This window comes from Mesorhizobium sp. BHscii (assembly GCF_053848065.1).
The window spans coordinates 86,710-112,182 of record NZ_JBSPKW010000010.1; the positions used below are offsets into that span (position 1 = coordinate 86,710).

The 25,473-nt window shown below is 61.8% G+C and carries 26 protein-coding genes; 8 read left to right on the plus strand and 18 right to left on the minus strand.

Annotated features, from left to right (window positions below; all coding sequences use genetic code 11):
• Positions 1 to 98 precede the first annotated feature (98 nt).
• Positions 99 to 2,288: an adenylate/guanylate cyclase domain-containing protein gene (locus tag ACWTU7_RS15840; protein ID WP_455839107.1), complete on the plus strand. Its 2,190-nt coding sequence runs from the start codon at positions 99 to 101 to the stop codon at positions 2,286 to 2,288.
• A 150-nt stretch (positions 2,289 to 2,438) separates the two neighbouring features.
• Here the strand turns inward: ACWTU7_RS15840 and ACWTU7_RS15845 are convergent, their stop codons facing one another.
• The 8 genes from ACWTU7_RS15845 to ACWTU7_RS15880 all read right to left on the minus strand — a co-directional run bounded on the left by ACWTU7_RS15845 (position 2,439) and on the right by ACWTU7_RS15880 (position 9,975).
• Positions 2,439 to 2,819: a hypothetical protein gene (locus ACWTU7_RS15845; protein WP_455839106.1), complete on the minus strand. Its 381-nt coding sequence runs from the start codon at positions 2,817 to 2,819 to the stop codon at positions 2,439 to 2,441.
• 2 nt (positions 2,820 to 2,821) lie between these two features.
• Positions 2,822 to 4,036 (minus strand): ABC transporter substrate-binding protein, encoded by a 1,215-nt coding sequence (locus ACWTU7_RS15850; protein ID WP_455839105.1) that lies wholly within the window; start codon positions 4,034 to 4,036, stop codon positions 2,822 to 2,824.
• A gap of 610 nt (positions 4,037 to 4,646) precedes the next feature.
• Positions 4,647 to 6,560 (minus strand): 1-deoxy-D-xylulose-5-phosphate synthase, encoded by a 1,914-nt coding sequence (gene dxs, locus ACWTU7_RS15855; protein ID WP_455839104.1) that lies wholly within the window; start codon positions 6,558 to 6,560, stop codon positions 4,647 to 4,649.
• A 132-nt stretch (positions 6,561 to 6,692) separates the two neighbouring features.
• Positions 6,693 to 7,613, minus strand: a complete 921-nt coding sequence (locus ACWTU7_RS15860; protein WP_455839103.1) for a pirin family protein — start codon at positions 7,611 to 7,613, stop codon at positions 6,693 to 6,695.
• A 10-nt stretch (positions 7,614 to 7,623) separates the two neighbouring features.
• Positions 7,624 to 7,890, minus strand: coding sequence for a DUF2277 domain-containing protein (locus tag ACWTU7_RS15865; protein ID WP_023716908.1), 267 nt, complete (start codon positions 7,888 to 7,890; stop codon positions 7,624 to 7,626).
• Between the two features lie 111 nt (positions 7,891 to 8,001).
• Positions 8,002 to 8,253 (minus strand): exodeoxyribonuclease VII small subunit, encoded by a 252-nt coding sequence (locus tag ACWTU7_RS15870; protein WP_029355594.1) that lies wholly within the window; start codon positions 8,251 to 8,253, stop codon positions 8,002 to 8,004.
• A gap of 3 nt (positions 8,254 to 8,256) precedes the next feature.
• Positions 8,257 to 9,183, minus strand: coding sequence for a histone deacetylase family protein (locus ACWTU7_RS15875; protein WP_455839171.1), 927 nt, complete (start codon positions 9,181 to 9,183; stop codon positions 8,257 to 8,259).
• Between the two features lie 147 nt (positions 9,184 to 9,330).
• Positions 9,331 to 9,975 (minus strand): TetR/AcrR family transcriptional regulator, encoded by a 645-nt coding sequence (locus tag ACWTU7_RS15880; RefSeq protein ID WP_455839102.1) that lies wholly within the window; start codon positions 9,973 to 9,975, stop codon positions 9,331 to 9,333.
• A 119-nt stretch (positions 9,976 to 10,094) separates the two neighbouring features.
• On the opposite strand from ACWTU7_RS15880, the gene ACWTU7_RS15885 reads away from it, so the two are divergent.
• On the plus strand, positions 10,095 to 11,318 hold the full coding sequence (locus ACWTU7_RS15885; protein WP_095518287.1) for an MFS transporter: 1,224 nt from the start codon (positions 10,095 to 10,097) through the stop codon (positions 11,316 to 11,318).
• A gap of 58 nt (positions 11,319 to 11,376) precedes the next feature.
• Here the strand turns inward: ACWTU7_RS15885 and ribB are convergent, their stop codons facing one another.
• Both ribB and aroC read right to left on the minus strand, forming a co-directional pair.
• A complete protein-coding gene (ribB, locus tag ACWTU7_RS15890) occupies positions 11,377 to 12,477 on the minus strand; it encodes a 3,4-dihydroxy-2-butanone-4-phosphate synthase (RefSeq protein WP_455839101.1) in 1,101 nt (366 codons plus the stop codon).
• Positions 12,478 to 12,590: 113 nt separating this feature from the next.
• On the minus strand, positions 12,591 to 13,691 hold the full coding sequence (gene aroC / locus ACWTU7_RS15895; protein ID WP_455839100.1) for a chorismate synthase: 1,101 nt from the start codon (positions 13,689 to 13,691) through the stop codon (positions 12,591 to 12,593).
• Between the two features lie 277 nt (positions 13,692 to 13,968).
• On the opposite strand from aroC, the gene ACWTU7_RS15900 reads away from it, so the two are divergent.
• A complete protein-coding gene (locus ACWTU7_RS15900) occupies positions 13,969 to 14,226 on the plus strand; it encodes a DUF1344 domain-containing protein (protein WP_029355578.1) in 258 nt (85 codons plus the stop codon).
• Positions 14,227 to 14,324: 98 nt separating this feature from the next.
• Here ACWTU7_RS15900 and ACWTU7_RS15905 read toward each other — a convergent pair whose 3' ends face one another.
• The 5 genes from ACWTU7_RS15905 to ACWTU7_RS15925 all read right to left on the minus strand — a co-directional run bounded on the left by ACWTU7_RS15905 (position 14,325) and on the right by ACWTU7_RS15925 (position 17,790).
• Positions 14,325 to 14,528 (minus strand): hypothetical protein, encoded by a 204-nt coding sequence (locus tag ACWTU7_RS15905; RefSeq protein WP_455839099.1) that lies wholly within the window; start codon positions 14,526 to 14,528, stop codon positions 14,325 to 14,327.
• Between the two features lie 117 nt (positions 14,529 to 14,645).
• Positions 14,646 to 15,233: a histidine phosphatase family protein gene (locus ACWTU7_RS15910; RefSeq protein WP_029355576.1), complete on the minus strand. Its 588-nt coding sequence runs from the start codon at positions 15,231 to 15,233 to the stop codon at positions 14,646 to 14,648.
• Between the two features lie 57 nt (positions 15,234 to 15,290).
• Positions 15,291 to 16,109 (minus strand): enoyl-ACP reductase FabI, encoded by an 819-nt coding sequence (gene fabI / locus ACWTU7_RS15915; protein ID WP_065006207.1) that lies wholly within the window; start codon positions 16,107 to 16,109, stop codon positions 15,291 to 15,293.
• A gap of 187 nt (positions 16,110 to 16,296) precedes the next feature.
• The gene (locus ACWTU7_RS15920; protein WP_095518284.1) at positions 16,297 to 17,217 is read right to left on the minus strand and encodes a DnaJ C-terminal domain-containing protein; all 921 of its coding nucleotides are present in this window, start codon (positions 17,215 to 17,217) and stop codon (positions 16,297 to 16,299) included.
• A 99-nt stretch (positions 17,218 to 17,316) separates the two neighbouring features.
• Complete coding sequence (locus ACWTU7_RS15925) at positions 17,317 to 17,790, minus strand: RT0821/Lpp0805 family surface protein (protein ID WP_029355570.1); 474 nt, start codon at positions 17,788 to 17,790, stop codon at positions 17,317 to 17,319.
• Positions 17,791 to 17,974: 184 nt separating this feature from the next.
• On the opposite strand from ACWTU7_RS15925, the gene ACWTU7_RS15930 reads away from it, so the two are divergent.
• From ACWTU7_RS15930 to pdxH, 3 genes are all read left to right on the plus strand, one after another.
• On the plus strand, positions 17,975 to 18,112 hold the full coding sequence (locus ACWTU7_RS15930) for a hypothetical protein (protein WP_455839098.1): 138 nt from the start codon (positions 17,975 to 17,977) through the stop codon (positions 18,110 to 18,112).
• Positions 18,113 to 18,123: 11 nt separating this feature from the next.
• Positions 18,124 to 18,810: a sulfotransferase family 2 domain-containing protein gene (locus tag ACWTU7_RS15935; RefSeq protein WP_455839097.1), complete on the plus strand. Its 687-nt coding sequence runs from the start codon at positions 18,124 to 18,126 to the stop codon at positions 18,808 to 18,810.
• 358 nt (positions 18,811 to 19,168) lie between these two features.
• The gene (gene pdxH / locus ACWTU7_RS15940) at positions 19,169 to 19,777 is read left to right on the plus strand and encodes a pyridoxamine 5'-phosphate oxidase (RefSeq protein WP_455839096.1); all 609 of its coding nucleotides are present in this window, start codon (positions 19,169 to 19,171) and stop codon (positions 19,775 to 19,777) included.
• 87 nt (positions 19,778 to 19,864) lie between these two features.
• On the opposite strand, the gene ACWTU7_RS15945 is transcribed toward pdxH, so the two are convergent.
• Together ACWTU7_RS15945 and ACWTU7_RS15950 are read right to left on the minus strand one after the other, a co-directional pair.
• Positions 19,865 to 20,614: a crotonase/enoyl-CoA hydratase family protein gene (locus tag ACWTU7_RS15945; RefSeq protein ID WP_029355565.1), complete on the minus strand. Its 750-nt coding sequence runs from the start codon at positions 20,612 to 20,614 to the stop codon at positions 19,865 to 19,867.
• 53 nt (positions 20,615 to 20,667) lie between these two features.
• Positions 20,668 to 22,437: an acyl-CoA dehydrogenase gene (locus tag ACWTU7_RS15950; RefSeq protein ID WP_455839095.1), complete on the minus strand. Its 1,770-nt coding sequence runs from the start codon at positions 22,435 to 22,437 to the stop codon at positions 20,668 to 20,670.
• Between the two features lie 210 nt (positions 22,438 to 22,647).
• On the opposite strand from ACWTU7_RS15950, the gene ACWTU7_RS15955 reads away from it, so the two are divergent.
• Positions 22,648 to 22,884 (plus strand): hypothetical protein, encoded by a 237-nt coding sequence (locus tag ACWTU7_RS15955; protein WP_455839094.1) that lies wholly within the window; start codon positions 22,648 to 22,650, stop codon positions 22,882 to 22,884.
• A 172-nt stretch (positions 22,885 to 23,056) separates the two neighbouring features.
• Positions 23,057 to 24,154, plus strand: a complete 1,098-nt coding sequence (locus ACWTU7_RS15960; protein ID WP_455839170.1) for a glycoside hydrolase family 25 protein — start codon at positions 23,057 to 23,059, stop codon at positions 24,152 to 24,154.
• 20 nt (positions 24,155 to 24,174) lie between these two features.
• Here the strand turns inward: ACWTU7_RS15960 and purD are convergent, their stop codons facing one another.
• Positions 24,175 to 25,452, minus strand: coding sequence for a phosphoribosylamine--glycine ligase (gene purD / locus ACWTU7_RS15965; protein ID WP_455839093.1), 1,278 nt, complete (start codon positions 25,450 to 25,452; stop codon positions 24,175 to 24,177).
• Between the last annotated feature and the right edge of the window lie 21 nt (positions 25,453 to 25,473).

Consider the following 25,473-nt stretch of genomic DNA (forward strand, 5'->3'; position numbering starts at 1 on the left):
CAACCAGCGTTCCTGACCCAAAGCCGACCAGAGCAGGTCTAGGCTCCGAAGCGATACTCTATTATCATGGAAACAGTTGCCCAGCGCCGGAAACCTCCATGGAGCGCAGGCTTGCGGCGATAGTTGCCGCCGATATCGTTGGCTACAGCCGCCTTATGGAAGCCGATGAGGCGGATACCCTCGCGCGCCTGAAGAGTACCCGCGAGAACCTGATCGATCCGAAGATCGCCGCTCATAAGGGGCGAATCGTGAAGCTCATGGGCGACGGCGCGCTGATAGAATTCTCCAGCGTGGTCGACGCGGTCGGTTGCGCCGTTGAAATCCAGCGGACTATGGCGGAGTGCAACGCCGAACTGCCGAAGGAAAGACAGCTCGAATTCCGTATTGGCGTAAACCTTGGCGATGTGATTGTCGAAGGGCAGGACATCTATGGCGACGGCGTGAATGTCGCGGGGAGACTGGAAGGATTGGCCGAACCCGGGGGCGTCCTGATTTCTGGAACGGCATTCGATCAGGTCGAGAGAAAGCTGGATTTTGAGTTCGAGTTTTTGGGTGAACAACAACTCAAGAACATCGAAAAACCTGTTCGCCTGTATCGGGTGAGCCCGCGGACACGCGCCGCGTCCGGAGCAGTTCCAGCAAAACGCAAACGTCGTATCGAATGGCGCCGGCTGACAGTCGCGGCGACGGCGCTGATCCTGATCGCCGGAGGTGTAGCGCTTTGGAACGTGCTCGGCGACGGTTCAGGTCCGCCGGTCGAGGTGGCCTCGAAGGCAAGAATGGTGCTCCCGCTGCCTGACAAGCCATCCATCGCCGTGTTGCCGTTCACCAATATGTCCAACGAGGCGGGGCAAGAGACCTTTACTGATGGCATGACCGATGACTTGATTACCGACCTTTCCAAGGTTTCCGGCCTCTTCGTAATCGCGCGAAACTCGACATTCGCTTACCGCGGCAAGCCGGTGAAAATCAGCCAGGTCGCCGAGGAACTTGGCGTGCGCTACGTTCTCGAGGGGAGCGTACGGCGCGCCGGCGAGCAGGTGCGAGTCAACGCCCAGCTCATCGATACCCTCTCCGGCGGGCATGTGTGGGCGGACAGGTTCGATGGAAACGTCGCCGATATTTTTGCGGTCCAGGACGTTTTTGTCGCAAAGATCGTCGAAGCGTTGAAGGTCAATCTCACCACCACCGAAAAAACGGAAATTGCCCGCGCCAAGCCGGACAACATTGCAGCCAAGGAAGCTTTCGAAGAGGGCTGGAGCCTTTATCTCCGTTACAACGCAAAGGACACAGCTGCCGCCATTACTTCCCTGAAAAAAGCAACCGAATTTGATCCCGAATATGGGCGCGCTTATGCCGCCCTGGCGCTGGCCTACTTCCGCGTCGTTGAGTCACTCTGGGGTAAAGAACTCGGAAGGGACGAACCATATTTCTGGTGGGGAGCTCACGATTATGTAGAGCTGGCCAACAAATTTCCAACGTCACTGTCTTATACGGTCGAGGCATTGCGGGACGTCTATCAAGGTCTGGCCGAAGATGCACGCAGGAATGCCGGTCGAGCGATTGCTTTGGATCCCAACGACCCCGAGGCACACATCGCAACGGCTTGGGCGCTGACGATCTCAGGCGAACCTGCAGAGGCGCTGAATTTCGTCGCGACCGCCATGCGGCTCAACCCGAACTATCCAAGCCACTACGTTCTCGCGCGTGGATTGGCGCTTTTTGCAACGGGCGATCTGAAACAAGCGGCTGAGGTGTTCGGAGAAGGCGTCAGGCGAAACCCAGACGCAACTGCGCTCTTTCTACCTTTCAGTTCCGTGCTGGCGCAGCTCGGTCGCCGGGAAGAAGCGAGACAAATGCTACTGAAGTTCCGACCGGGTTTAGACCAGAAAGGGCTCGAAAACCTTCCCGACACCTTACACCTCTCGTTCAAATGGGATTATGAACACGCAAGCGTCCGGGAGCGCCTGAATGACGGTGTCCGTATCGCTGCGCTGCCGCTGGACGTTACCGTGACGAGCCTGGAAGCAGAGCTTGAGACCGGCAATCCCTTTTCCCAGCAATATGCAGCAAAGCGACTCGGCTGGTTTGGACCAGCGGCATTACAAGCCGTTCCGGCTCTGGTTGAAGCGCTTAGGGTTGAGTATCTCCGCCGGCAGGCCATCGAGGCGCTGGGAAAGATCGGGCCTCCGGCACAAGCTGCAATACCTGCGCTCGTGGCACTCCAGAATGAAGCTCTGGTTGGCATTTACGCAAAGGACGCGTTGTCCAAGATCAGAGCCAATTGATGGACACTGGACGCGCGCCAGCAATTTCCGCTTGTGGCCCAACTCGGACCTGCTGCGATGTCCGCTCCGGAGCCGCTGTTGGGGGACAAGGGGACATCAAACGCGTCCAGTCCGCCATCCCAATTTATGAGTACACGGGCTAGTCTTAGTCTAGGCGAACCACCAGCGTTCCGCGATCTTCAGTCCGTCCATCGGCCAGTTCGACGCCACCTCGCCATGGCCGAGAGCCTTGGTGTGGGCATCGACATAGGAGTTGAAGACCAGGTTCACCAGCCCGCCGTCGTCATGCAGCAATTGCTGCATTTCGGCATAAATGCCGGCACGCTTGGTATCATCGGTCTCCGAGCGGGCGGCCACGAGCAGCTCATTAAAGCGCGGATTTTTCCAGAACGTTTCGTTCCACACCGCTTCCGCCGCATAGGCGGTGGTGAACATCCAGTCGCACGTCGGCCGGCCGGCCCAGTAAGAGGCGAAGAACGGCTTCTTGAGCCAGACATTGTCCCAATAGCCGTCGTTGGGCTCCCTGATCACATTCAGGTTGAGCCCGGCCGCCCGGGCATGCTCCTGCCACAGGAGAGCCGAGTCGGTCGCACCCGTGAACGCGGCATCCGCGACCGACAGGTCGAACTGGTGTTCTCGGCCCCGGCCTTCTTGAGGAGGCTCTTGACCATGTCGGGGTCGTAGACGTGCTTCGGCTGCGGATCGATCGCGAACTTGACGGTTGGCGCGATCGGATTGTCGTTGCCGACGGCGCCGTGGCCGAGAAACACCTTCTGCACGATCTCGTCGCGATTGAGCGAGTATTTGATCGCATTCCGCACATCGGGATTGTCGAAGGGCGATTTCTGGACGTTCATGACATAGACGTAGTGGCCGTAGCCCGTCGTCTCCAAGATCACGAGATCGGGGTTCTGCTTCAGAATGTCGAGCGTCTTCAGATCGCAGCGATCCATGTAGTGGACCTCGCCGGCGTAGAGCGCTTTGGTGCGCGCCGTTACATCATAGATCGCCAGGCATTCAACACGGTCGAACCAGCCCTTGTCGGATTTGAAGTAGCTCGGGTTCTTGTTGAAGGTGGCGATGACGCCGGGCTCGAATCTCTCGAGCATGTAGGGGCCGGTGCGGATGCCCGACTCCCAGTCGACGCCGCCCTCTTTCGCCGGCATTACCGGGATGTCCGACATGATGTAGGGGAAGTCGGCATTGCCGCCGTCGAGTTCGAACACCACCGTCGCGGCACCGTCTGCAACGACATTCTTGACCGAAGCCAACAGGGATTTCATCACCGATTTCGTGCCCTCGACGCTATGATGCCTGACAGAGGCCACGACATCGTCGGCGGTAACCGTCTTGCCATTGTGAAAGGTGGCTCCTTTCCTCAGTTTGAACACCCACTTCTTGGCGCCGTCTGACGGCTCAAAGCTCTCGGCGAGGTCGGGGACCACGTTGCCCTTGGAATCGATCTCGGTCAGGCTATTCGACAAGGTTCCCAATAGCGCGGTGCCGGTGAACGGGTTGACGTTGGTACTACCCGGGTCCAGTGAATCGGTGGCGGCGGCATCGCCGATGCCGATCTTTAAGGTGCCGCCCTTCTTGGGCTCGGCGCGCACCGTCTGGACGAACATCGCATTGGCGGCCGTGGCGGTAAGGCCGGCGGCGAGGCCCAGCTGAACAAAGTCACGACGCGAGACCCTGCCTTTCGCGGCAAGCTTGGGGGCCGACTGCAGTTTCGTTTCAAATTCCGTCACAGATGCTCTCTCCCTCGAACGGAAGATCATGCGAGACCCTCGGCGGCCCGAGAGACTTTAGGACGATAGCACAACAGGCATTCCCGAGCTAACGAGGAACCTGCGGCAGCGCACGGTCGGACTCGTGTCCTCTCGCTTGCTCCCGCGCGGACTTGGGCCTCGCCCGGGGCGGACGGATCGGTCGATATCCAGTTCGTTGGCTGCGACGGAAAGATTGCCAACTGTATTTCGATTACACCAGGCTGGAGTTACTGGGTCCGCTTCTATCACCCGCGCACGCAAATTTTAGATCGCACGTGGGTATTCCCGGAGCCGAAGCCGATGAATTGATATGAGGATGTCGAATGTCCGCTCTTCGAAAGCTGCCCTGGAATCGCTTTCGCTAATGTCCGTTTCTGGCGCTGGTTGCTCATTTCCAGTCGACAATCGAACGGCACGAAACCACCCATTTCTGCCCTTCACACACGGTAGCAAGCGTCAGGATTTTACTCTGCTTCTGAGAAGATTGGCCGCGAGACCAGAGACACCGTAGGCGAATGCCAAATAACAACACAAATAGTCAGTTACGACCGCGCGTCGGGAAGCTGATTCAAGCCGTTGAGACTTTGATTCAGGCGCTTTGCGCGCTGACGTTGCGTCCCAGCGCCACGAAGACGGTGCGCACGATGCCTGCGGCGTCCAGCCCGGCGTCGGCGTACATCTTTTCGGGCTTGGCGTGATCTGTGAATGCGTCCGGCAACACAAGCGGGCGTACCTTCAGGCCGTTTTCCAGCAGCCCTTCATGGGCCAGGAATTGCAGCACATGGCTGGCGAAGCCGCCGACCGCGCCCTCTTCCACCGTCACCAGCACCTCGTGCGAGCGCGCCAGCCTCCTGATCAGGTCCTCGTCGAGCGGCTTGGCGAAACGAGCATCGGCAACCGTGGTGGAAAGCCCTGCCGCGCCGAGCTCCTCGGCCGCAGCCAGGCAATCCTGCAACCGCGTGCCGAAGGAAAGCAGCGCAACCTTGGTGCCCTCCCTGACGATACGGCCCTTGCCGATTTCGAGAACCGAGCCACGCTCCGGCAGGTCGACCCCGACACCGTTGCCGCGCGGGTAGCGGAAGGCAATGGGGCCTTCATCGTAGCTTGCCGCCGTGCGCACCATGTGGCGCAGTTCCGCCTCGTCCGCCGCGGCCATGACGACGAAACCGGGCAGCGTCGCCAAAAAAGTCGTATCGAAGGCGCCGCAATGGGTCGCCCCATCGGCACCGACGAAGCCGGCGCGATCGATCGGAAAGCGCACCGGCAGTTTTTGGATCGCGACGTCATGAACGACCTGGTCGTAGGCGCGCTGCAGGAAGGTCGAATAGATCGCAGCGAAAGGTTTGAAGCCTTCCGTGGCAAGGCCGGCGGCAAAAGTCACCGCATGTTGCTCGGCGATACCCACATCGAAGGTTCTCGACGGGAACGCCTCGCCGAAGAGGTCGAGGCCGGTGCCGTTCGGCATGGCGGCGGTGATGGCGACGATGCGATCATCTTCGCGGCCTTCCTGGATCAGGCTTTCGGCAAAGACCTTCGTGTAGCTCGGCGCGTTGGCCGGCGCCTTGGCCTGCGCGCCGGTGATGACGTCAAATTTATTGACGCCGTGATATTTGTCGGCGGCCGCCTCGGCCGGTCCATAGCCCTTGCCCTTCTGGGTTACGACATGGATCAGCACCGGGCCGTCGGCATTGTCGCGGACGTTCTTCAGCACCGGGATCAGGTGCTCGAGATTATGACCGTCGATCGGGCCGATGTGATAGAAACCCATTTCCTCGAACAGCGTGCCGCCGGTGACGTAGCCGCGCGCATGCTCGACCGCCCGCTTGATGGCGCGATCTGCGCGTTCGCCGAGATAGGACGTCAGCTTCTTGCCGAAATCGCGCAAGCCCAGATAGGCCTTGCCCGACGCAAGGCGGGCCAGATAGGCGCTCATTGCGCCGGTCGGCGGAGCGATCGACATGTCGTTGTCGTTGAGGATGACGATCAGACGGGCATCGAGCGCGCCAGCATTGTTCATCGCCTCATAGGCCATGCCGGCCGACATGGCGCCGTCGCCGATAACGGCAATGACATTGTTGCGGCCACCGGAGAGATCGCGTGCCATTGCCATGCCGAGGCCGGCGGAAATAGAGGTCGAGGAGTGGGCGGCGCCGAACGGATCGTATTCGCTCTCGGCGCGCTGGGTGAAACCGGACAGGCCGCCCTCTTGCCGCAGCGTGCGGATGCGGTCGCGGCGGCCGGTCAGGATCTTGTGCGGATAGGCCTGGTGGCCGACGTCCCAGATCAGCCGGTCGTCTGGCGTGTTGAAGACATAGTGCAATGCCACCGTCAGTTCGACCACGCCAAGGCCAGCACCGAGATGTCCGCCGGTGTGGGAGACGGCGTCGATCAACTCGGTGCGAAGCTCCGACGCCAACTGCGGCAGATCACCTGCGTCAAGCGTCCTGAGGTCGGCCGGGATGCGGACCTTGTCGAGAAGTGGCGTGTGGAGCTTTGCGTTCACTGGTGATAGGGCCTGCTTTTATCCACGTGCGAAATAGGCCGCTGGCCGGCGAATGTAAATGCGTGCGAGTGACGCGGCGTAGATTCAAAGTGTTAGGGTTTCCTTTACGCGTCCAAAAGGACGCGCGGCGCTCTAATTGTCCGGCAGCGGAATGAACTCTTCTTCATCGCCAGGAACGATATCGAAGCGGCCTGTCTTCCACTCTTCTTTCGCCTGTTCGATGCGTTCCTTCGACGATGACACGAAATTCCACCAGATGTAGCGCTTGGAGCCGAGCGAGGCGCCGCCGAACAGCATGAAATGCGCTCCACCTTCCGAGGACACGACGATCTCGTCGCCGGGCCGGAACACCAGCAGCCGCTCTGCCGGAAAGCGGTCGCCGGAGATCGAAACCTCGCCTTCCAACGTATAGATGGCGCGCTCCTCGGCATCGGCAGGGATTTTCACGCTGGCCCCGGGCGCCAGGCTGAGGTCAGCATAGAGCGTGTCCGAAGCAGTCGCGACCGGAGACCGCAGCCCGGAAAACGCACCGATGACGACGCGCCCGCTGACGCCTTCGGCGTCGATCTCGGGCAGACGCATGGCCGCCGTATTCTCGAAGATCGGATCGACCTCCTCCTTGTCGTCGGGCAGCGCCAGCCATGTCTGCAGGCCGGACACCGACATCGGTGCGCCGCGCAGCTCCTGTGGCGTACGCTCGGAATGGACGATACCGCGGCCGGCGGTCATCAAATTCACGTCACCGGGCTGGATTACCATTTCGGTGCCGAGCGAATCGCGATGCCTGATCTTGCCGTCGAACAGGTAAGTGACCGTCGACAGGCCGATATGCGGATGCGGACGGACATCGAGCGCCTGGCCGGCCCGCAAAATCGCCGGGCCCATGCGATCGAAGAAGATGAAGGGACCTACCAGCCGGCGCCTGGCGGTTGGCAAGGCACGGTGAACCTGAAAGCCGCCAATATCCTTGGCGTTCGGAATGACCATCAGTTCGATCTGGTCGCTGGCGAAGGCGTCACCGGGCAGAGGGTCGTTTCCGGGGAAGAAGCTCATGCGGTCTTCCTCAGGCGAAGCGGAGTGCAGACTTGGCTTTCGCCTTGGCCGCCACCTCTTCGCGATTGCGCGGATGCTGTGTCGTCTCGAGGCTGTCCAGCAATTCGCGCGCCGACGCGGCTATGGCCTCGACGGCGTGGTCGAACGCATGCTGGTTTTGTTTCGACGGCCGCGTCGTTCCGCTCAGCTTGCGGACAAACTGGAGCGCGGCATCGCGGACCTCGTCATTGGTTGCCGGCGGATCGAAATTGAACAGGGTCTTGATGTTTCTGCACATCGTTCGCGATCTCCTCTCGTCCTGGAGCCGTTTTCAAACGGGATGAATTTTATCCTCAATCATGATCATATCCAAAAGCCGCGAGGCGAAATTGTCGTTCGAGACCGTGCCTTACTCCGCGTCCAGCGGCTCTGTCCCCACCGGCTTACCGTCGCGCGAAAGCCTGATCTTTTCGACCTTGTCCTCGGCCGCCTTGAGCAGCCGATCGCAATGGACCTTCAGTGCCTCGCCGCGCTCATAGATGCGGATCGACTGGTCGAGCGGCACGTCACCGCGCTCCAGATCATCGACGATTTTCTCCAGCGCGTCGAGCGCCTGCTCGAAGCTCATTGCCTTAACGTCTTCGTTGGTCTCACCAGCCATCGTCTATCCTTTCATCAGTCGTCCGATATGGGCGGCGACCGAAAATGCCAATCCCTGCAGATCGTAGCCGCCCTCGAGCAGGCTGACGAGCCGGTTGTCGCTGTGGCGACCGGCGCGCTGCATCAACTGGCCGGTTGCCCAGTCGAAATCGCCCTCGGTCAGGTTGATCTCGGCCAGCGGATCGCGGTGGTGCGCATCGAAGCCGGCGGAAATTATGATGAGGTCGGGCGCGAAACTGTCGAGCGCCGGCAAGATGCGCGACAGGAAAGCGTCGCGGAAAACCTCGCTGCCGGTTTGCGGCGCCAGCGGCGCGTTGACGATGTTGCCGGCGCCGGTTTCGCTCACGGCCCCGGTCCCTGGGTAAAGCGGCATCTGGTGCGTCGAGCAGTAGAGCACCGACGGATCGTCCCAGAAAATATCCTGTGTGCCATTGCCGTGGTGGACGTCCCAGTCGACGATGGCGACGCGCTCGGCCTGGTGCTGCCTTTGCGCGTGGCGCGCCGCGATCGCCGCGGTGTTGAACAGGCAGAAGCCCATGGACGTCGTCTTTTCGGCATGATGGCCGGGCGGCCGGGCGGCGACGAAGACATTGGTGGCGTTGCCCCGAAAAACATCGTCGACGGCCGCGTTGGCGGCACCGATCGCCGTCACAGCCGCCTGCCAGCTTTTCGGGCTGGCGGTGGTGTCGGCGTCGACGCGCGCGATACCGGTGTCCGGTATCGTAGCGCGGACCCGCTCGACGAATTCCTGCGGATGTGCGTAGAGGATGGTGGCCTCGTCGCCTTCCGGCGCCTCGGCACGATCAAGGGCCGCAAAGGCCTCGTCGTCGAGCGCGCGTTCGATGGCGCGCAGGCGGTCGGGCCGCTCCGGATGACCGGGCGGCGTTATGTGTTCGAGAAAGACCGGGTGGGTATAAAGCCTTGTGACCATGCCCCCGATATAGGCGCGCCCGGCGGCTTTGACCATGTTCTGGCACCACCAAAGCAAGACGTTCAACAGGGTTTAGATGTTGGGGTGCTGGTTGGTCCAGCGCGAGCCATTGCCGCGCGCCTTGGCTTCGAAGGTCTTGAAACAGACTCAGGCCAGCGATTTGTCAATCTCAGCCGGTGCTTGCGGACGGCCAATCCTGCGGCCTTGCTTGAGCAGCCCCTCCAAAAGCACGTTGAATGCCTGCACCGCCTTTTTCGACGTCGCTTCGGGATCCTCCGAATTTGCGATCCACTGCGCGGCATGTAGCGAGGCGCCGCTGATCAACCTTGCTGCGGCTTCGGGATCAACAGCAACGATGGTTCCCTCGTCCCTCAGCTTTTGAAGGTTCTCGCTCATCGAGCGGATGCACTCATTCTGGCTCGGCCATTGCGAAGGATCGCCGAGCACCGCCGGTCCATCGCGAAGGACAATACGCTGGATCTCCGGCTCCAGCGCCATCTCGATATACGCGGTGCATTCGTCGACAAAGCCCTGCCAGAGAGTGTCCGCCCTGGCCGAAACGATCTTCAGCCGGGCCAACATTTCGGCGTCGATCTCGGCGATGACCGCTTGGAGAAGGCCCTTCTTGTCGCCGAAGTGATGATAAAGCGCGCCACGCGTCAGCCCGGCCGATGCGGTGAAGTCGTCCATCGACGCTTCGGCATAGCCGACAGTGCCAAAGGCATGGCGCGCCGCCGCGACCAATTTGGCGCGGGTCTCGGCGATCATCTCCTTGCGTGATTTGTGCCCCATTCGCTCATTCCTTCACATACGTCTCGTATATTAATTGACATACGCGTCGTATGTCATTATCTGATTTGCATACGCCACGTATATAAGTGGCTCGACCTCAAGAATCCAGGAGTGTTCTCATGCCCAATCCCTATCGCGAAATCTTCAAGGCAAGGGGGGCCAAGGGCTTCGCCGCAGCCGGCTTCGTTGCCCGGATGCCGATGGCCATGGCTCCGATCGGCATCGTCGCGATGCTGTCGCAGACGCACGGCGAGTACTGGCTGGCCGGCGCCGTCTCAGCGACATATGCGCTGGCCAATGCTTTCGTCGCGCCGCAGATATCGCGGCTGGTGGACCGCCTCGGCCAGGCGCGGATTGTGGTGCCCACCACTGTGATTTCCGTGCTCGCTTTCGTGGTGCTGGTTGCGGCGGCCAATCAGGACTGGCCGATATGGACACTGTTCGTGTCAGCGCTGCTGGCCGCCGCAATGCCCAGCATCCCCGCAATGGTCCGCGCGCGCTGGACAGAGCTCTTCCGGGATCGCCCCGAGATGAACACCGCGTTCGCCTTCGAGTCGGCGGCCGACGAGCTGGTCTACATCGCCGGGGCATCGCTATCGGTGGGCCTGAGCGTGGCCCTTTTCCCGGAAGCGGGGATGTTGGCGAGCACGTTGTTCCTCGCCTTCGGCTCGACAGCATTCATCCTGCAGCGCTCGACCGAGCCGCGAGTGCGACCGGTCGACCAGGGCTCGCGCGGCTCGGCAATCCGCCTGCGGCCGGTCCAAATCATCACTTTGGCCCTGATCTTCATTGGCGCGACCTTCGCAACCACGGAGGTGAGCACCGTGGCAATCACCAAAGAGCTCGGCCAGCCGGGCGCCGCCAGCCTCGTCATCGGCGTCTACGCCCTCGGATCGTTCGTCGTCGGCATCATCATCGGCGCCCTGAACCTGAAAACACCGCTGCAAATTCAGCTTGCCATCGCGATCGCCATCATCGCGCTCACCACGCTGCCGCTGCTCGTCGCCGACACGGTGCCTCTTCTGGCGCTGGCCGTCTTCGTTAGCGGTGTGGCGATCTCGCCGACCTTCATCACGGCATTCGGCCTGATCGAGCGGCGCGTGCCGGAGGCGATGCTGACCGAGGGCGTCACCTGGGTCATGACCGGCATAGGCATCGGCATGGCGCTCGGCTCCTTCGCCGCCGGATGGGTGGTGGACGCCTTCGGCGCACAGAGCGGGTTCCTGGTGTCGGTGGCGGCGGGCGCAATCGCACTGGTCATCGTGCTGCTCGGCATGCGCAGCCTTGCCACGGCGGATTGCGACACCTCCGCATGCGACGCAGCCGCGGTTCCTGCCGAATAGGCTCCTATGCGTCCGGTCCTGAGCAGGGCCGGACGCATGCGAGCGCCGCTAGGCCAGGCTAAAGAATCTCGGTGTTGGCGATGTGGATGCCAAAACCTTCGAGGCCGACATAGTGGCGTTCGCGCAAGGCGATCAGGTTGATCGACGAAATGCCTAGGTCTTTGAGGATTTGCGCGCCAAGACCGATCTCGCGCCATTCGCTTTCGCGCCGGCGCGCCTCTTCATGGTCCTCACGGTCGCCGGCAGCTGGCCGGTTGCGCTCCTGATGGGCGACGCCGACGGAGCCTTCGCGCAGATAGACAATGACGCCGCGCCGGCGCTCGCCCATCGATTTCATGATGCCGTCCAGCCTGTGGCTGGTACCGAAGACGTCCGTCACAACGTCCTCGGAATGCAGCCGCACCGGCACTTCCTCGCCGTCGCGGATGTCGCCGAAGACGATCGCCACATGGTGCATAGAATCCCACGGCAGCGTGTAGGTAAAGACCTGCGCCTTCCCGCCAGGCGTGTCGATGGCAGAACAGGCAACACGCTCGACCAGCGTTTCCTTGCGCTGGCGGTAGGCAATGAGGTCGGCGACCGAAATCTGCTTCAAACCGTTCTTTTCGGCGAAGGCCTGCACCTGGGGGCCACGCATCACGGTGCCGTCATCATTGACCAGCTCGGAAATCACGCCGACCGGCGGCAGGCCGGCAAGCTTGCACAAATCGACCGCGGCTTCGGTATGGCCCGAACGCATCAGCACGCCGCCTTCGCGCGCAATCAGCGGAAAGATGTGGCCGGGGCGGACGAAATCAGACGCGCCGACATTGCCATTGGCAAGATTGCGCACGGTCAATGTGCGGTCGTCGGCCGAAATGCCCGTCGTCGTGCCGTGCTTGAAATCGACGCTGACGGTGAAGGCGGTGGTGTGGGCCGAGTCATTGTCGGCGACCATCGGCGAAAGATTCAGGCGCTTGGCTTCCTCGCGCGGCATCGGCGTGCAGACGATGCCGGAGGTGTTGCGGACGATGAACGCCATCTTCTCCGGCGTGCAATGGACGGCGGCGACGATCAGGTCACCCTCGTTCTCGCGCCCGTCATCGTCCATGACGACGACGATTTCGCCGCGTTCGAACGCACGCAGGGCTTCTACGATCTTCTTCTGGTCGTAAGGCATAAGTGCTCGTTTCACTCGCAGGGGAGTAGGGGAATAGGGCAGTAAGGGAGTAGGGAAAAGGAAAATTTCTTTCGCGGGAGCTACATAACATACTCCCCTACTGCCTTACTCCCCTACTGCCTTCCCGTTTGTCCTCGATGACGCAGATAGTGATCGGCAATCGCGCAGGCAACCATCGACTCGCCGATCGGTACCGCGCGGATACCGACACACGGATCGTGCCGGCCCTTGGTCATGATCTCGACGTCGTTGCCGTCCTTGTCGATTGACTTTCGCGGGGTCAGGATCGACGAGGTCGGCTTGACGGCAAAGCGCGCGACGATCGCCTGGCCGGTCGAGATGCCGCCGAGGATGCCGCCCGCATTATTGGAGAGGAAGACCGGCTTGCCGTCATTGCCCACGCGAATCTCGTCGGCATTCTCTTCGCCGGTAGTGCGGGCGGCCTCGAAGCCGTTGCCGATCTCGACACCCTTGACGGCATTGATCGACATCAGGCCCGAGGCAATGTCCTGGTCGAGCTTGGCGTAGATCGGCGCGCCGAGGCCTGCCGGAACGCCATCGGCGACGATCTCGATCACCGCGCCGACCGAGGAACCCGCCTTGCGGATGCCGTCAAGATACGCGGTGAAGGTGGCGACCGATGCCGGGTCGGGCGTGAAGAACGGATTTTCGGCGTCGCCAACGAAATTCCAGTTCCAGTTGGCGCGGTCGATCGATTTCTCTCCCATCGAGACCAGCGCACCGCGCACGACCATACCGGGCACGACCTTGCGGGCCAAGGCTCCGGCCGCCACTCGCGCCGCCGTCTCACGGGCCGAAGACCGGCCGCCACCGCGATGATCTCGCAGGCCGTATTTGGCATCGTAGGTGTAATCGGCATGACCAGGCCGGTACTGGCGGGCGATCTCGCCATAGTCCTTGGAGCGCTGGTCGACATTCTCGATCAGCATCGACACCGGCGTGCCGGTGGTGATCATGGTCTCACCGTCCTCATCAAGGATGAAGCCGGACAGGATCTTGACCTCGTCGGGTTCGCGACGCTGCGTCACAAAACGCGATTGACCCGGACGGCGCTTGTCGAGGTCGGCCTGGACCTCCGCGCGCGTGAAGCGGATGCCGGGCGGACAGCCGTCGACCACGCAGCCGAGCGCTGCGCCGTGGCTTTCGCCCCAGGTGGTGACGCGGAAAAGGTGGCCAAACGTATTGTGAGACATGAAAACCAGCCCTGCCGGCATCGGAGCCGGCTTAGCGCATGACCGCGAAAATCGGAGCGATTTTCGGGGTCATGCGCAAATCAAAGTGCTACAGCGTCCTGCGCGCGTCCAACGGGACGCGCGGCGCTGTAGCCTGCGTTCTATTGGCGTTTTCGGCAGCGGTCAAACTGTGATCTGGCGGATTTAGTTTTGACACATTCGGTTGGTTTCTGCTTCCTTCGATCCGTCTGTTGAACACCCGCCGCCACCGTGCCGGCGCAATGATAAGAGGACGATGATGCGTATCCTACTCGGCGCCGTTGCCGCCATGTTGCTGATTTCCACCGCCGCCTTCGCCGGCCAAACCGAAGGCCTGATCAAAGAGATCGATAAGGACACGTTGACGCTGACACTCGACGACGGCAAATCCTACAAGCTGAACGCCGAAACCGATCTCGAAGCGCTGAAACCCGGCATGGATATCGTGATCGCCTACGACGAGACAAACGGCGAGAACGTCATCACCGACATGCAATTGCCGGATTCAACCGAATAGCGTCTTTCCGGCTGACCTGTCCCGAAAGCCGGGATGAAGGTCGTGTGACTACCATCTTGTCCGAACCCCCGGTTCGGGATCACGGTCTTGGTCAAAACTCATTCAGCCGACTTCAGGCCTTCGTTCACGACACACTCTGTCGGGCAGCGCACCACGCCTGCTTGGCAATGGGCGGCTCCATCGTCGAAATGGCCGGTGAAGAGTTCCGGCAAGATCTCGGCCTGACTCATGCCGGAGCTCCATCGAGCCAGAGCTTGTTCGCAGCCCTCGACCGGATCGGGGGCCGCGATGATCGTCGCCACGGCCTCAAGATCGGCAGGTGTCCTCAATGTCAGCATGTCGGACGGCTTTGCCGGCCGGTGTGAAGCGACGGCGAGAGGGGCTGAACACGGTCGTTCAGAGTGAGTGGGTTTCGACCCTTAGAGCCACTCCAGGCGTCGTCCCTCTAGCCTGAGCAAGCGATCCTGCGGCACATTCAGGGTTGCGGCTTCTTTCTCGGGCATTCCCAGCACCATGCGGAACAGGGCGCGCACGACGCCGCCATGGGTCACGCAGACCGTCTGGCGGTCCAGCGCGTCGAACCACGGCTTTATCCGTTCGAGCAGCATTTGATAGCTTTCGGCGCCCTCGCCGGGCGGCAGGAAATTCCATTTATCGAAGCGCCTCTCCCTGGCTGAGCCCAAATGCCGGGCCTCGAGTTCGGGAAAGGTGAAACCCTGCCAGTCGCCGAAACTCATTTCGACAAGGCGAGGATCGGTACGATAGGCATGCGGATCGAGCTTCATCGCCGCGCGCAGGCGCTCCATGGTCTCGCGCGTGCGCCGCATCGGGCTGGCGACAAAGTCGAAATCCTGGGGGTTATGGACAAATTCGGCCAGCCGGCGCCCGTTGCGGCTAGCCTGCTCGCGGCCGAGCGCATTGAGATCGGTGTCGGCCTGCCCCTGCAACCGCGACTCGGCGTTCCACTTCGTCTGGCCGTGGCGTGCGATGTAGACGAGCGGATACATCAGGTCTTCCGGAAGAGATCGGGAGCAGACAGGCAGGATTGGTGTTCGTGGAAGGAACTAGTCCTTGACGGTCGAAATGTCGGGTGCGTCGACGGCCTTCATGCCGACGACATGGTAACCGGAATCGACATGGTGGATCTCGCCGGTGACGCCGCGTGAAAGGTTGGACAGGAAATAGACGGCTGAATCGCCGACTTCCTCCTGAGTGACAGTCTGCTTCAGCGGCGAATTGTATTCGTTCCACTTCAGGATGTAGCGGAAATCGCCGATGCCGGAGGCCGCAAGCGTCTTGATCGGCCCGGCCGAGATGGCGTTGACGCGGATCTTCCTGGCGCCAAGGTCGACGGCCAGATAGCGCACGCTGGCTTCGAGCGCCGCCTTGGCGACGCCCATTACGTTGTAGTGCGGCATCACCTTTTCCGCGCCATAATAGGTCAGCGTCAGCAGCGAGCCGCCCTCGCTCATCAGCGCCTCGGCGCGCTTGGCGATGGTGGTGAAGGAATACACCGAAATGTCCATGGTGCGCAGGAAATTGTCGCGCGTCGTCTCGACATAGCGGCCTGTCAGTTCGTCCTTGTCGGAAAAGGCGATGGCGTGGACGAGGAAATCGAGCTTGCCCCAATGCTTGGCGATGTCGTCGAACACCGCATCCAGCGTTGCCGGATCGGTCACATCGCAATGGCCGGCGACATGGGCGTTGAGTTCCGCCGCCAGCGGCTCGACGCGCTTCTTGAACGCCTCACCCTGATAGGTCAGCGCAATCTCGGCGCCGTGGTCGACGCAAGCCTTGGCTATGCCATAGGCGATCGACCGATTGTTCGCGACGCCAAGGACAAGCCCGCGCTTGCCGGCCATAATGCCTTGTCCACCCGCCATGTGAGCGCTCTCCGCAATATCTTCTGCTTTGTGGAGTGGCTATCGCACAGGCACCGAGCCCCTTCAAGCGCTCAACACGGACAGTTCAGGGACAAAAGCATCGCCCCCACAGCGCCGCGCGTCCCTTTGGACGCACAAAGGACGCTGTAGCACCTAACCTTGCGCATCGATTTTAGGGGGTCATGCGCTAGCGTTTCCGGTTGCGCATCAGCGCTTCGAGATCGCTGTCGCCCCCTTCGGGAAGCATCAGCCGCACATGCGCGTAGAGATCACCGTGTCCGCCAACTTTTTCCGGCAAGCCCCTGCCCTTCAGCCGCAGGACCTTGTCCGAGCTCGACCAGGGGGGAACATTGACCGCAACCTTGCCGGTCGGCGTTTCGACCGCCACCTTGGCTCCCAGGACGGCATCCGCCAGTGCAACCGGCAGGTCGGCGTGGAGGTCGCGGCCTTCGACACGATAGCGCGGGTGCCGCCGGAAGCGGATCTTGACCAGCGCGTCGCCCGGCTGCCCCGGCCCTTGCTCGCCCTGGCCTTTGAGCCGGATGGTCTGGCCGTCCTCGACATAGGCTGGCAGCTTGACGGCGACCTTGCGTCCGTCGGGGAACATCGCCGTTACCTTCTCCGCAGTCGCCGCTTCCTCGATGGTGATGTCGAGCGTCACGTTCAGGTCGGCGCCGGACGGCGCCTGCCGGCCGGCGCCCATGCCGGCACCGCGAGAGAAGGTCTCGCCGAATATCTGGCTGAAGATGTCGCTGTTGCCGTCGAACGGATCGCCGCCCGGGCGGCTTGAGCGAAACTCGAAACGTGAGCCGCCCGGCCCTTGCTGCCGGCGAAAACCGGCGAACGGATCGGCGCCGCCGGCGGCACCCTCGAAACCTTGAAAGCGCGGCTTGCCCTCGGCGTCAATCTCGCCGCGATCGAAAGCCGCACGGTTCTTCTCGTCGCCGACGATTTCGTAAGCCTGGTTGGCTGCGGCAAACCGCTCCTTCGCCTTGGGGTCCGGATTCTGGTCCGGATGATACTCCTTGGCGAGTTTGCGGTATGCCGATTTTATGTCCTTGGCCGATGCGTTCTTGGCAACGCCCAGCACCTCATAGGGGTCGCGCATGCTTCCTGCCCTGGAGAAGGAGTGAGTCCACGATTGCCCTCTATATGCGCTCGCATAGGAAGAAATTCCAGTGGCGCGCGGTCATATGATGGTGGAAAATCAGAGCGCTTTGAAGTCCTGCATCCGCCAGGCGCCGGCGCCGGCCAGGCACACCTCGCCCTTGAACAGGGCTACGCCGTCGAAGCTTTCGCGGGACGCGGTGAAGCGGCGGCAAAGCTGGCCGTTGTCTCTGGACTCCGCCAGTTCGGTGATCGAGCCGCGCGAACCGGTATCGGAATTCGCCCAGGGAACGGCCTGCCCGCCAAGTTCCTGGATATCGGCGGAAGACACCGCGTTGCGGATCGTCGCCTGGTCCGAGGCGCGATCCTGATCGATCGGCGAGGCAGCAGCAGGCGTGCTGCTGGTCAGGATCGTACGGTCGATCTCCGCCTGCTCCAAACTGAAGCCGCCGGCACCGCAGGCCGCAAGCGGCAAGGCGACCAGCACGATCGCGACCTTGACCGCAGCCTGGGCGCTGGCCGAAGCAATAAGGCTCCATTGCCTGCTGTCAAAAGGTTGCGCGATGCGCGACAATCGGCAATCTCCCCGGCCGGCAATAGAATTTGGAAAAACTATGAGCGAAACTGAGTTAACAAGCGGTTCCTGCGATAGGTAACAAATTCAGGCTCTTGGCCGGCAGGTTTCCAAGATCGGTTTCCGCAATGTTCGTTCGAAATGGAAACCCGGCTGGAGCCGTTCACCTAAAGGAGAGCAGCAGATGAGCGACAGGACGCCCTTGGATATCGAAGCCGCTGCCGCGTGTTTCCACATCGATGAAAGCGTGGATCGATCGCATCTCCGCCGACACCGATCATTGCGCCAAGCTTTGGCAGTCGAGATCATCAAGCGCCCTTGAACGTGAGATCCTTGGCTGTTCCTCTGAGCTTTATTGCGGTAAAAGTGGCGAGGAGATTGAGTGAAGGGGGGGCAATGCTGAGCCGAGAATTGGGCTGCCTATTTATTCACATACCGAAGAATGGGGGGACCAGCATCGAAGATGCTATCTGGCCAGATCGAAAGGCCAGATCGGCTGACCAATATTGGAAGAACGCGGAACTAAACCGTCACCAGAAAGAAGGTCTGCATCATCTCACAGCCGCCCAGATCCGGTCAGAGACAGGGGCGGAAACGTTTGACCGCATGTTCAAGTTTTCCCTCGTCAGAAACCCCTGGGACAAAGCCGTCTCGCAGTTTCTCTATACCAAGACTTGGCGCCAGGATTTACGCAGAATCCTTGGCCTAACCCGCTTCATGTCTTTCCGCTCATATTTAAGAGCCATCCAGCTTGTCGATCATCCTCAATGGAGACCGCAACACCTGTTCGTTGACGATCAGGATGGAAACCTGCTCGTCGATTACGTCGGGCGCTTTGAGCGAATCCGTGAAGAATTCTCCCTTGTTTCCGAGCGGATCGGATTGGCAAACGTAGCTTTGCCTCACAGCAAGAAAGCAATTAGAAAGGCCGATTACCACGACTACTACACGCCCGAAACCAGGGATATGATCTGGAATATCTACAGGACGGACATAGAGCGATTTGAATACAACTTTTAGTCAGGCGCCTACGCAGTGCGCCTGAACTCCGGTCTAAACTTCCACAGTGCTGGTAAAGCCAGCGGCCCGACCAAACCATCGTTGGCCAGATGGCCTGGGCAGAGCTCTTGGCGTCAAACTGGCGGAAGCCAATGCCTCGACAGCAGCCGATGAGAATGCTCGGCCACAACAACATCGCCTGTGCCGAGCTCTACAGCCGGGAAGCCTCGCAAAACGGGCTTGCAGTGCGGGCTATGGAGAAGGTAACGAAGATGGAGGAAGCCCGGCGCCTGCCCGGATCGTGGCCGTGGAATGACCGCTGGAGCACTATCTGGAAATCTTTTGGAAACCTGTTCCCAAGCCATTGGAATCGTTTAATATGTTAGAAGCAAGCGGTGACTTTACCGAGGCTGCCGAGCCATTCCGCCTGTTTGCCGCATGGCTCGACGACGCGACGAAAAGTGAGATCAACGATCCCAACGGCGTGGCGCTGGCGACCGTCGATGCCGAGGGCATGCCGAATGTGCGGATGGTGCTGCTCAAGGGGTTCGATGAAAGCGGATTTGTCTTCTATACGAATTTCGAGAGCGCCAAAGGCCGCGAGATTCTTGGCAGCATGAAGGCGGCGATGTGCTTTCACTGGAAATCGCTGCGGCGGCAGGTGCGCGCACGCGGGCCGGTGGAGATCGTCACCGAGGCGGAAGCGGACGCCTATTACGCGACGCGTCCGCGCGGCAGCCGCATCGGCGCTTGGGCCTCGAAACAATCGCGACCGCTAGAGAGCCGCTTCGCACTGGAAAAAGCCGTTGCCGAATACACGGCGCGCCATGCGATCGGCGAGATCCCACGGCCGAAACACTGGTCGGGCTTCCGTATCGTGCCGCAGACGATCGAGTTCTGGCACGACCGGCCTTTCCGGCTGCACGACCGCCTCGTCTTTTCCCGCAACGCGGAGGGCGGCTGGGACAAGGCCAGGCTTTATCCCTAACATTCAGGCGCATCAACTTCTTCGGGAAACGATCGGGATGAAAATGCCCATTATCGGATTGAAGAGTTTTGATCGCAGAACGCTAGGTTATTTCTTCCTGGTCATGAAGGCCATCAAGGCGGCGCGGGCCTCGTCGGACTTGAGCCGCTCGCGGAAATGCTCGCTTTCCTGGCCAATACGGGCAACAAGGTCTTCACGCGAGCCGCGCATCAGGTCACGCGCGATCTTCAGCGCTTGCGGCGGCTTGGCCGCGATTTGACTGGCCGCTGCCAGGACGGAGGCTTCGAGCTCGTTATCCTCGACCACCGCGTAGATCAGTCCGGCAGCTTTCGCCCGCTCGGCAGAAAAACCTTCACCGAGGCCAAGCAGCGCGAAGGCGCCTTGCCGGCCGAGAATCTGCGGCGCAAGCAGGCTCGACCCCGCCTCGGGGACCAAGCCGAGATCGACGAAGGGCGTGCGGAATAGTGTGCGCGGCGTGGCGAAGGTCAGGTCGCAATGCAGGTTGAGCGTGGTGCCGATGCCGACCGCGATGCCATCGACGCCGGAAACCATGGGCTTTTCCGTCCTGGCCAGCGCCATCAGGAAATCCCAGACCTCGGTGCCGCCCTCGCCGCCGGTGGCGACGACCATGAAATCGGCAAGGTCGTTGCCGGACGAGAAGGCGCCTGAAACACCGAAGAAGACATGGACGCGGATCGCCGGATCGGCGTCGCCCTCGGCAAGCGCCGCCGACATTTTCGCATACATGGCGCGCGTCAGCGCGTTCTTCTTGTCCGGACGGTTCATGCGGATGATCTGGATGGCGCCCTGGCGCTCGACGAGGATGTGGTCTGTCACGGGTGATCCTTTGTGAACGTCAGCCTTTTCGTGAAACGGCAACCTTGTGGATGTCAGGCAGAAATCAGTGTCTTGCCCGCAGCGGCAAGGCTTTCGGCGCCGCCGATGACGCGCTCCTTCAGCGCGCCCGCCTCGCCAAGCAGGTTTTCGGCGAAGAAACGGCAAAGGGCGACGCGGCTTTGGTCGGCAAGCGCGCCGCGTGCCAGATAGGCGCCGCCCGCCGCAAGCGAGATCAGCCGCAGATACGACGTAGCACCGGCCAGCGCCTCGTCCGAGCGCCCGTCGGCAAGCAGCCCTTGCTGGAAACGCGTCGCCTGGCCGAGGTCGTCGAGCGCCTGGTCGAGAGCATCGGCGGTGCGGCCGAAACCCCTGGGAATTGAGGTCCGCACTTCATCGGCGACCGCTTTTAGTTCGGCAATGTAACCATGCACATGCTCGCCACCGCCCAACGGCAGCTTACGCGCCACTAGGTCGATCGCCTGGATGCCGTTGGTGCCTTCGTAGATCGGCGCGATGCGCGCGTCGCGATAAAGTGCTGCCGCACCCGTCTCCTCGATGTATCCCATGCCGCCATGAACCTGCAGCCCGAGCGAGGCGACTTCGACGCCGACATCGGTGGAAAAGGCCTTGGCCAATGGCGTCAACAGATTGGCACGTTCCTGCCAATGGATGGCTTCATCGCCGACGGATACGCGCGCGTAGTCAATGGCATGCGCGCAGGAATAGCTGATGGCGCGTGCAATCTGGGTCAGCGCCTTCATGGTCAGGAGGTTGCGCTGCACGTCCGGGTGATGGACGATCGGCGCCATGCCGTTGCCATCATAGCTCGCGGCCTTGCCTTGCCGGCGGTCATTGGCATAGGCGAGCGCCTTCTGCGTGGCCGTTTCGGCGACCGCCACGCCCTGCATGCCGACGGCGAGCCGCGCATTGTTCATCATGGTGAACATGCAGGCGAGGCCCTTGTTTTCCTCGCCGATCAGCCAGCCGATCGCACCAGGCGCCATCCCTTCGAAACCGTCGCCATAGATCATGGTGCAGGTCGGCGAGGCGTGGATGCCCAATTTGTGCTCCAGCCCGGAGCAGAAGACATCGTTGCGTGCGCCCAGCGCGCCATCCTCGCCGACAAGGAATTTCGGCACCAGGAACAACGAAAGGCCGCGTGTGCCGGCCGGCGCATCCGGCAGCCGCGCCAGCACTAGGTGGACGATGTTGTCGGTGAAATCGTGCTCGCCATAGGTGATGAAGATTTTTTGCCCGAAGATGCGGTAGGTGCCGTCGCCGGCCGGCTCGGCGCGGGCGCGCAACGCATTCAGGTCCGAGCCCGCCTGCGGCTCGGTCAGATTCATCGTGCCCATCCATTGGCCGGAGACGAGCTTATTCAAGTATTTGGCCTTCAGCGCCGGTGAGGCGTGCTTGTCGAGCGCTTCGACCGCGCCCATGGTCAGCGTCGGGCCGATGCCGAAGGCCATCGCGGCGGAGTTCCACATTTCGAGCGCAGCGACGCCCAGCATGGTCGGCAGCGCCTGGCCGCCGAATTCCTCCGGAGCCGACAGCGCGTTCCAGCCGCCGTCGATCCAGCGGCGGTAGAGCGCCTTCCAGCCGGGCGGCATGGTGACGGCAGCGCCGCTCAGCACCGCGCCTAGTTCGTCGCCGATCTTGTAGAGCGGCGCGACCTCCTCTGTGGCGAAGCGGCCGGCTTCCGCCAGAATGGCGTCGACGAGGTCTTCGCCAAGCTCGCCAAAGGAGCCGGCGGCGAGCGCCGGCTTCAGGCCGGCCACATACTTCAGCGTGAAGGCGATCTCCTCGACCGGTGCCCGATACATGCCGCTCGCTCCTCCTCTGTCCGGCAGGGAAACTTATGATCCGTGCGGACACAAAACCATTCGCTTTTGGGTCGCCGCTCCCGCCTTCTTTTTACGTAAACGTCAAATTTTGTCACGCGGATTTTGCATTTTGAGCTGTTCAGGCTAAAATCGGCAAAGGGCCGGACAAGCCGACCGGCGACAGACCAAGAATACTGGATCGGACCGCACGTGCTCGCCAGACCTGACGCCTATCACTGTATCGAATGCGGCCTGCCCTATCGAGCGGCAGGTTTTTGGCACCATCGGGGCAAGATCGAGGTCGGCTCCGCCTATTGGTCGGATCGCGGCATTCTGTGTTCGCCGAAATGCTCGCTGGCCCATCATCGCAAACGCGAGGCTGAGGGAACGCTGCCGCAGGCGCCGGCGCCCGACCTGTTCCAGATCCAGCCGTTCTCCCCTCGTTGATGGCAAGCAAAACCATAACCGGCCGAATTGCGGCATTCGCCACGGACCGCCGAAAGCATTTCCTTAACCATGGCGGTTCAGGATCAGGCTTTGGCCAGCAAGGATCTGCTGTTTGAAGCCGCCGGCGCACCCTCTCCGCCGCCTAGGACTCCTCGTCGCGACCGCGATGATAATGGCGTTCGGGCCGGCACAAGCCTCGGATTTCTCCGAGCCGTGGAAGGCCGACCGGGCGCTGGTGATCGACGCCTACGAATACAATTCCATCGATTGGGCTGAACTTGCGACCGACAAGCGGATCGTCGGTTTCATCAACAAGGCGTCCGACGGGATGCCGCCAGCCTATTTCTGTTTCGGCGACGAGACCGAGACGCGGCTCTGCAAGGCGCTGTGGAAGCGCCATGCGGTGGCACAGGAACTGTTCCAGACGCGCAAGGTGGTGGCCAAGGCGCTCGGCCTGAAATGGGGCGCTTACCATCTCGCCCGCCCCGGCAATCCCGTGGGACAGGCCAATAATTTCATCAACTTCGCGAAACCTGGTCCGGATGACCTGCTCGCTCTCGACATCGAGGATGACGACCCCACGAAATGGATGTCGCTCGAGGATGCAGAGGAATTCGTCCGCCATGTGCATCGGCGGCTGGGCCGCTTTCCGGTGCTTTACACCAACGGCAAGACCGCCAGGCACATCGCCGACAACAGGTACAAATACCGGCTCCTGTCGCGGCTGCCGCTCTGGTATGCGCGCTACAAGCCGGACATCGGCGTGCATTTTCCGATGGGCAACTGGCAAGGCTACGCACTCTGGCAGTTCTCGGCAAAAGCCAACTGCGGCCGGTTCCGCTGTCCTTACCGGGTGGCCGGCACGCCGAACGATATCGACGTCAATGTCGCACCGATGGATGCCGCCACATTGCGCGCGCAATGGCCCTTCGGCGGCCTGATCGACGTGCAGCCGGACTACCTTGCCTCGATACCGGTGCCTCTCTCGCGCGAGGCCGGCCTTGCGGGCAATGCCATCACCTACGCCACGGTGGTGGCACCATCGACCTTCACCGAAATCACCGCCATGTTCAGCGCCCGCTGGGCCAAGTTCCGCAGCAGCTTTCAAATGCCTGCTGTAAAGACGTTGCTGCGCCTTCCGCGCGGGATTGCCGAATATGTGGCCTGGACGCGGAACGAAAAGCACTCGGCATCAGCGGTTGAAGCCACGCCCGCCGCCGGCGATCCGGTCAGCACCGCATCAACCGAGTTCGACCATGGCCAGCGCTAAAAGCTGAAAGCCGTTCGGCGTCAGCGCGCCTGCTCGCGCGCGACGGCCTGCCAGCCGATGTCGCGGCGGCAAAAACCTTGCGGCCAATCGATCTGGTCGAGTGTGGCATAGGCTCGTCTCTGCGCCTCTCCGACCGTGCCGCCGACAGCCGTGACGTCGAGCACACGGCCGCCATTGGCGATCAGCGCGCCGCTGTTGATGGCGGTACCGGCGTGAAAGATCTCGACGCCATCACCAGCGGCCTCTTCGAGGCCGCGGATGACCGAGCCCTTTTCCGGCGTGCCGGGGTAACCCCTTGCCGCCATCACCACGGTGAGCGCCGCCTCGTCGCGCCAGCGCACGGAGGTATGTGCAAGCTGGCCGTCGGCAGAAGCGTTGAGCAGGACCAGGAGATCGTCCTTCAGCCGCATCATCAGCACCTGGCATTCCGGGTCGCCGAAACGGGTGTTGTATTCGATCAGCTTCGGCCCCTCGCCTGATATCATCAGCCCGGCAAACAGCACGCCGGAAAACGGTGCGCCAAGTTCGGCCATGCCGCGCATGGTTGGCTCGACGATCTCGCGCATGGTCCGGTCGATGATCTCCGGCGTCATCACCGGAGCCGGCGAATAAGCCCCCATACCGCCGGTGTTCGGGCCGATGTCGCCGTCACTGAGGCGCTTGTGATCCTGTGCGGTGCCGAACGGCAACGCGGTGGCGCCGTCGCACAGGCAAAAGAAACTCGCCTCCTCGCCGGTGAGAAACTCCTCGACCACCACCTCGGCGCCGGCCTGTCCGAAGGACCCGTCGAAACAGGCATCGAGTGCGGCCAGCGCCTCGGCCAACGTCATGGCGACGGTGACACCCTTGCCGGCGGCGAGGCCGTCGGCCTTGATGACGATCGGCGCGCCCATCTTTTCGACATAGGCCCTGGCCGAGGCCAAGTCGCCGAAGCGGCCATAGGCGGCGGTCGGGATATCGTATTTCGCACAGAGGTCCTTGGTGAAGCCTTTCGAACCTTCCAGCCGCGCCGCCGCCCGGGATGGGCCGAAGACGCGGATGCCTGCTGCGCGGAGGTCGTCTGCAATGCCGGCGACCAGCGGCCCTTCCGGGCCGACCACGACGAGGTCGATCTTTTTCTCCGCGCAAAACCGGGCCACCACCGCATGATCGGCAATGTCCAACGTCACCAGCTCGGCTTCTTGGCCGATGCCTGGGTTGCCCGGCGCCGCGTAAAGCTTCGTCAGCAGCGGCGAGGCCGCGATCTTCCAGGCCAGCGCATGTTCGCGGCCGCCGGAGCCGATCAACAAAACACGCATGCCCAGATCCCTTGCCATTCC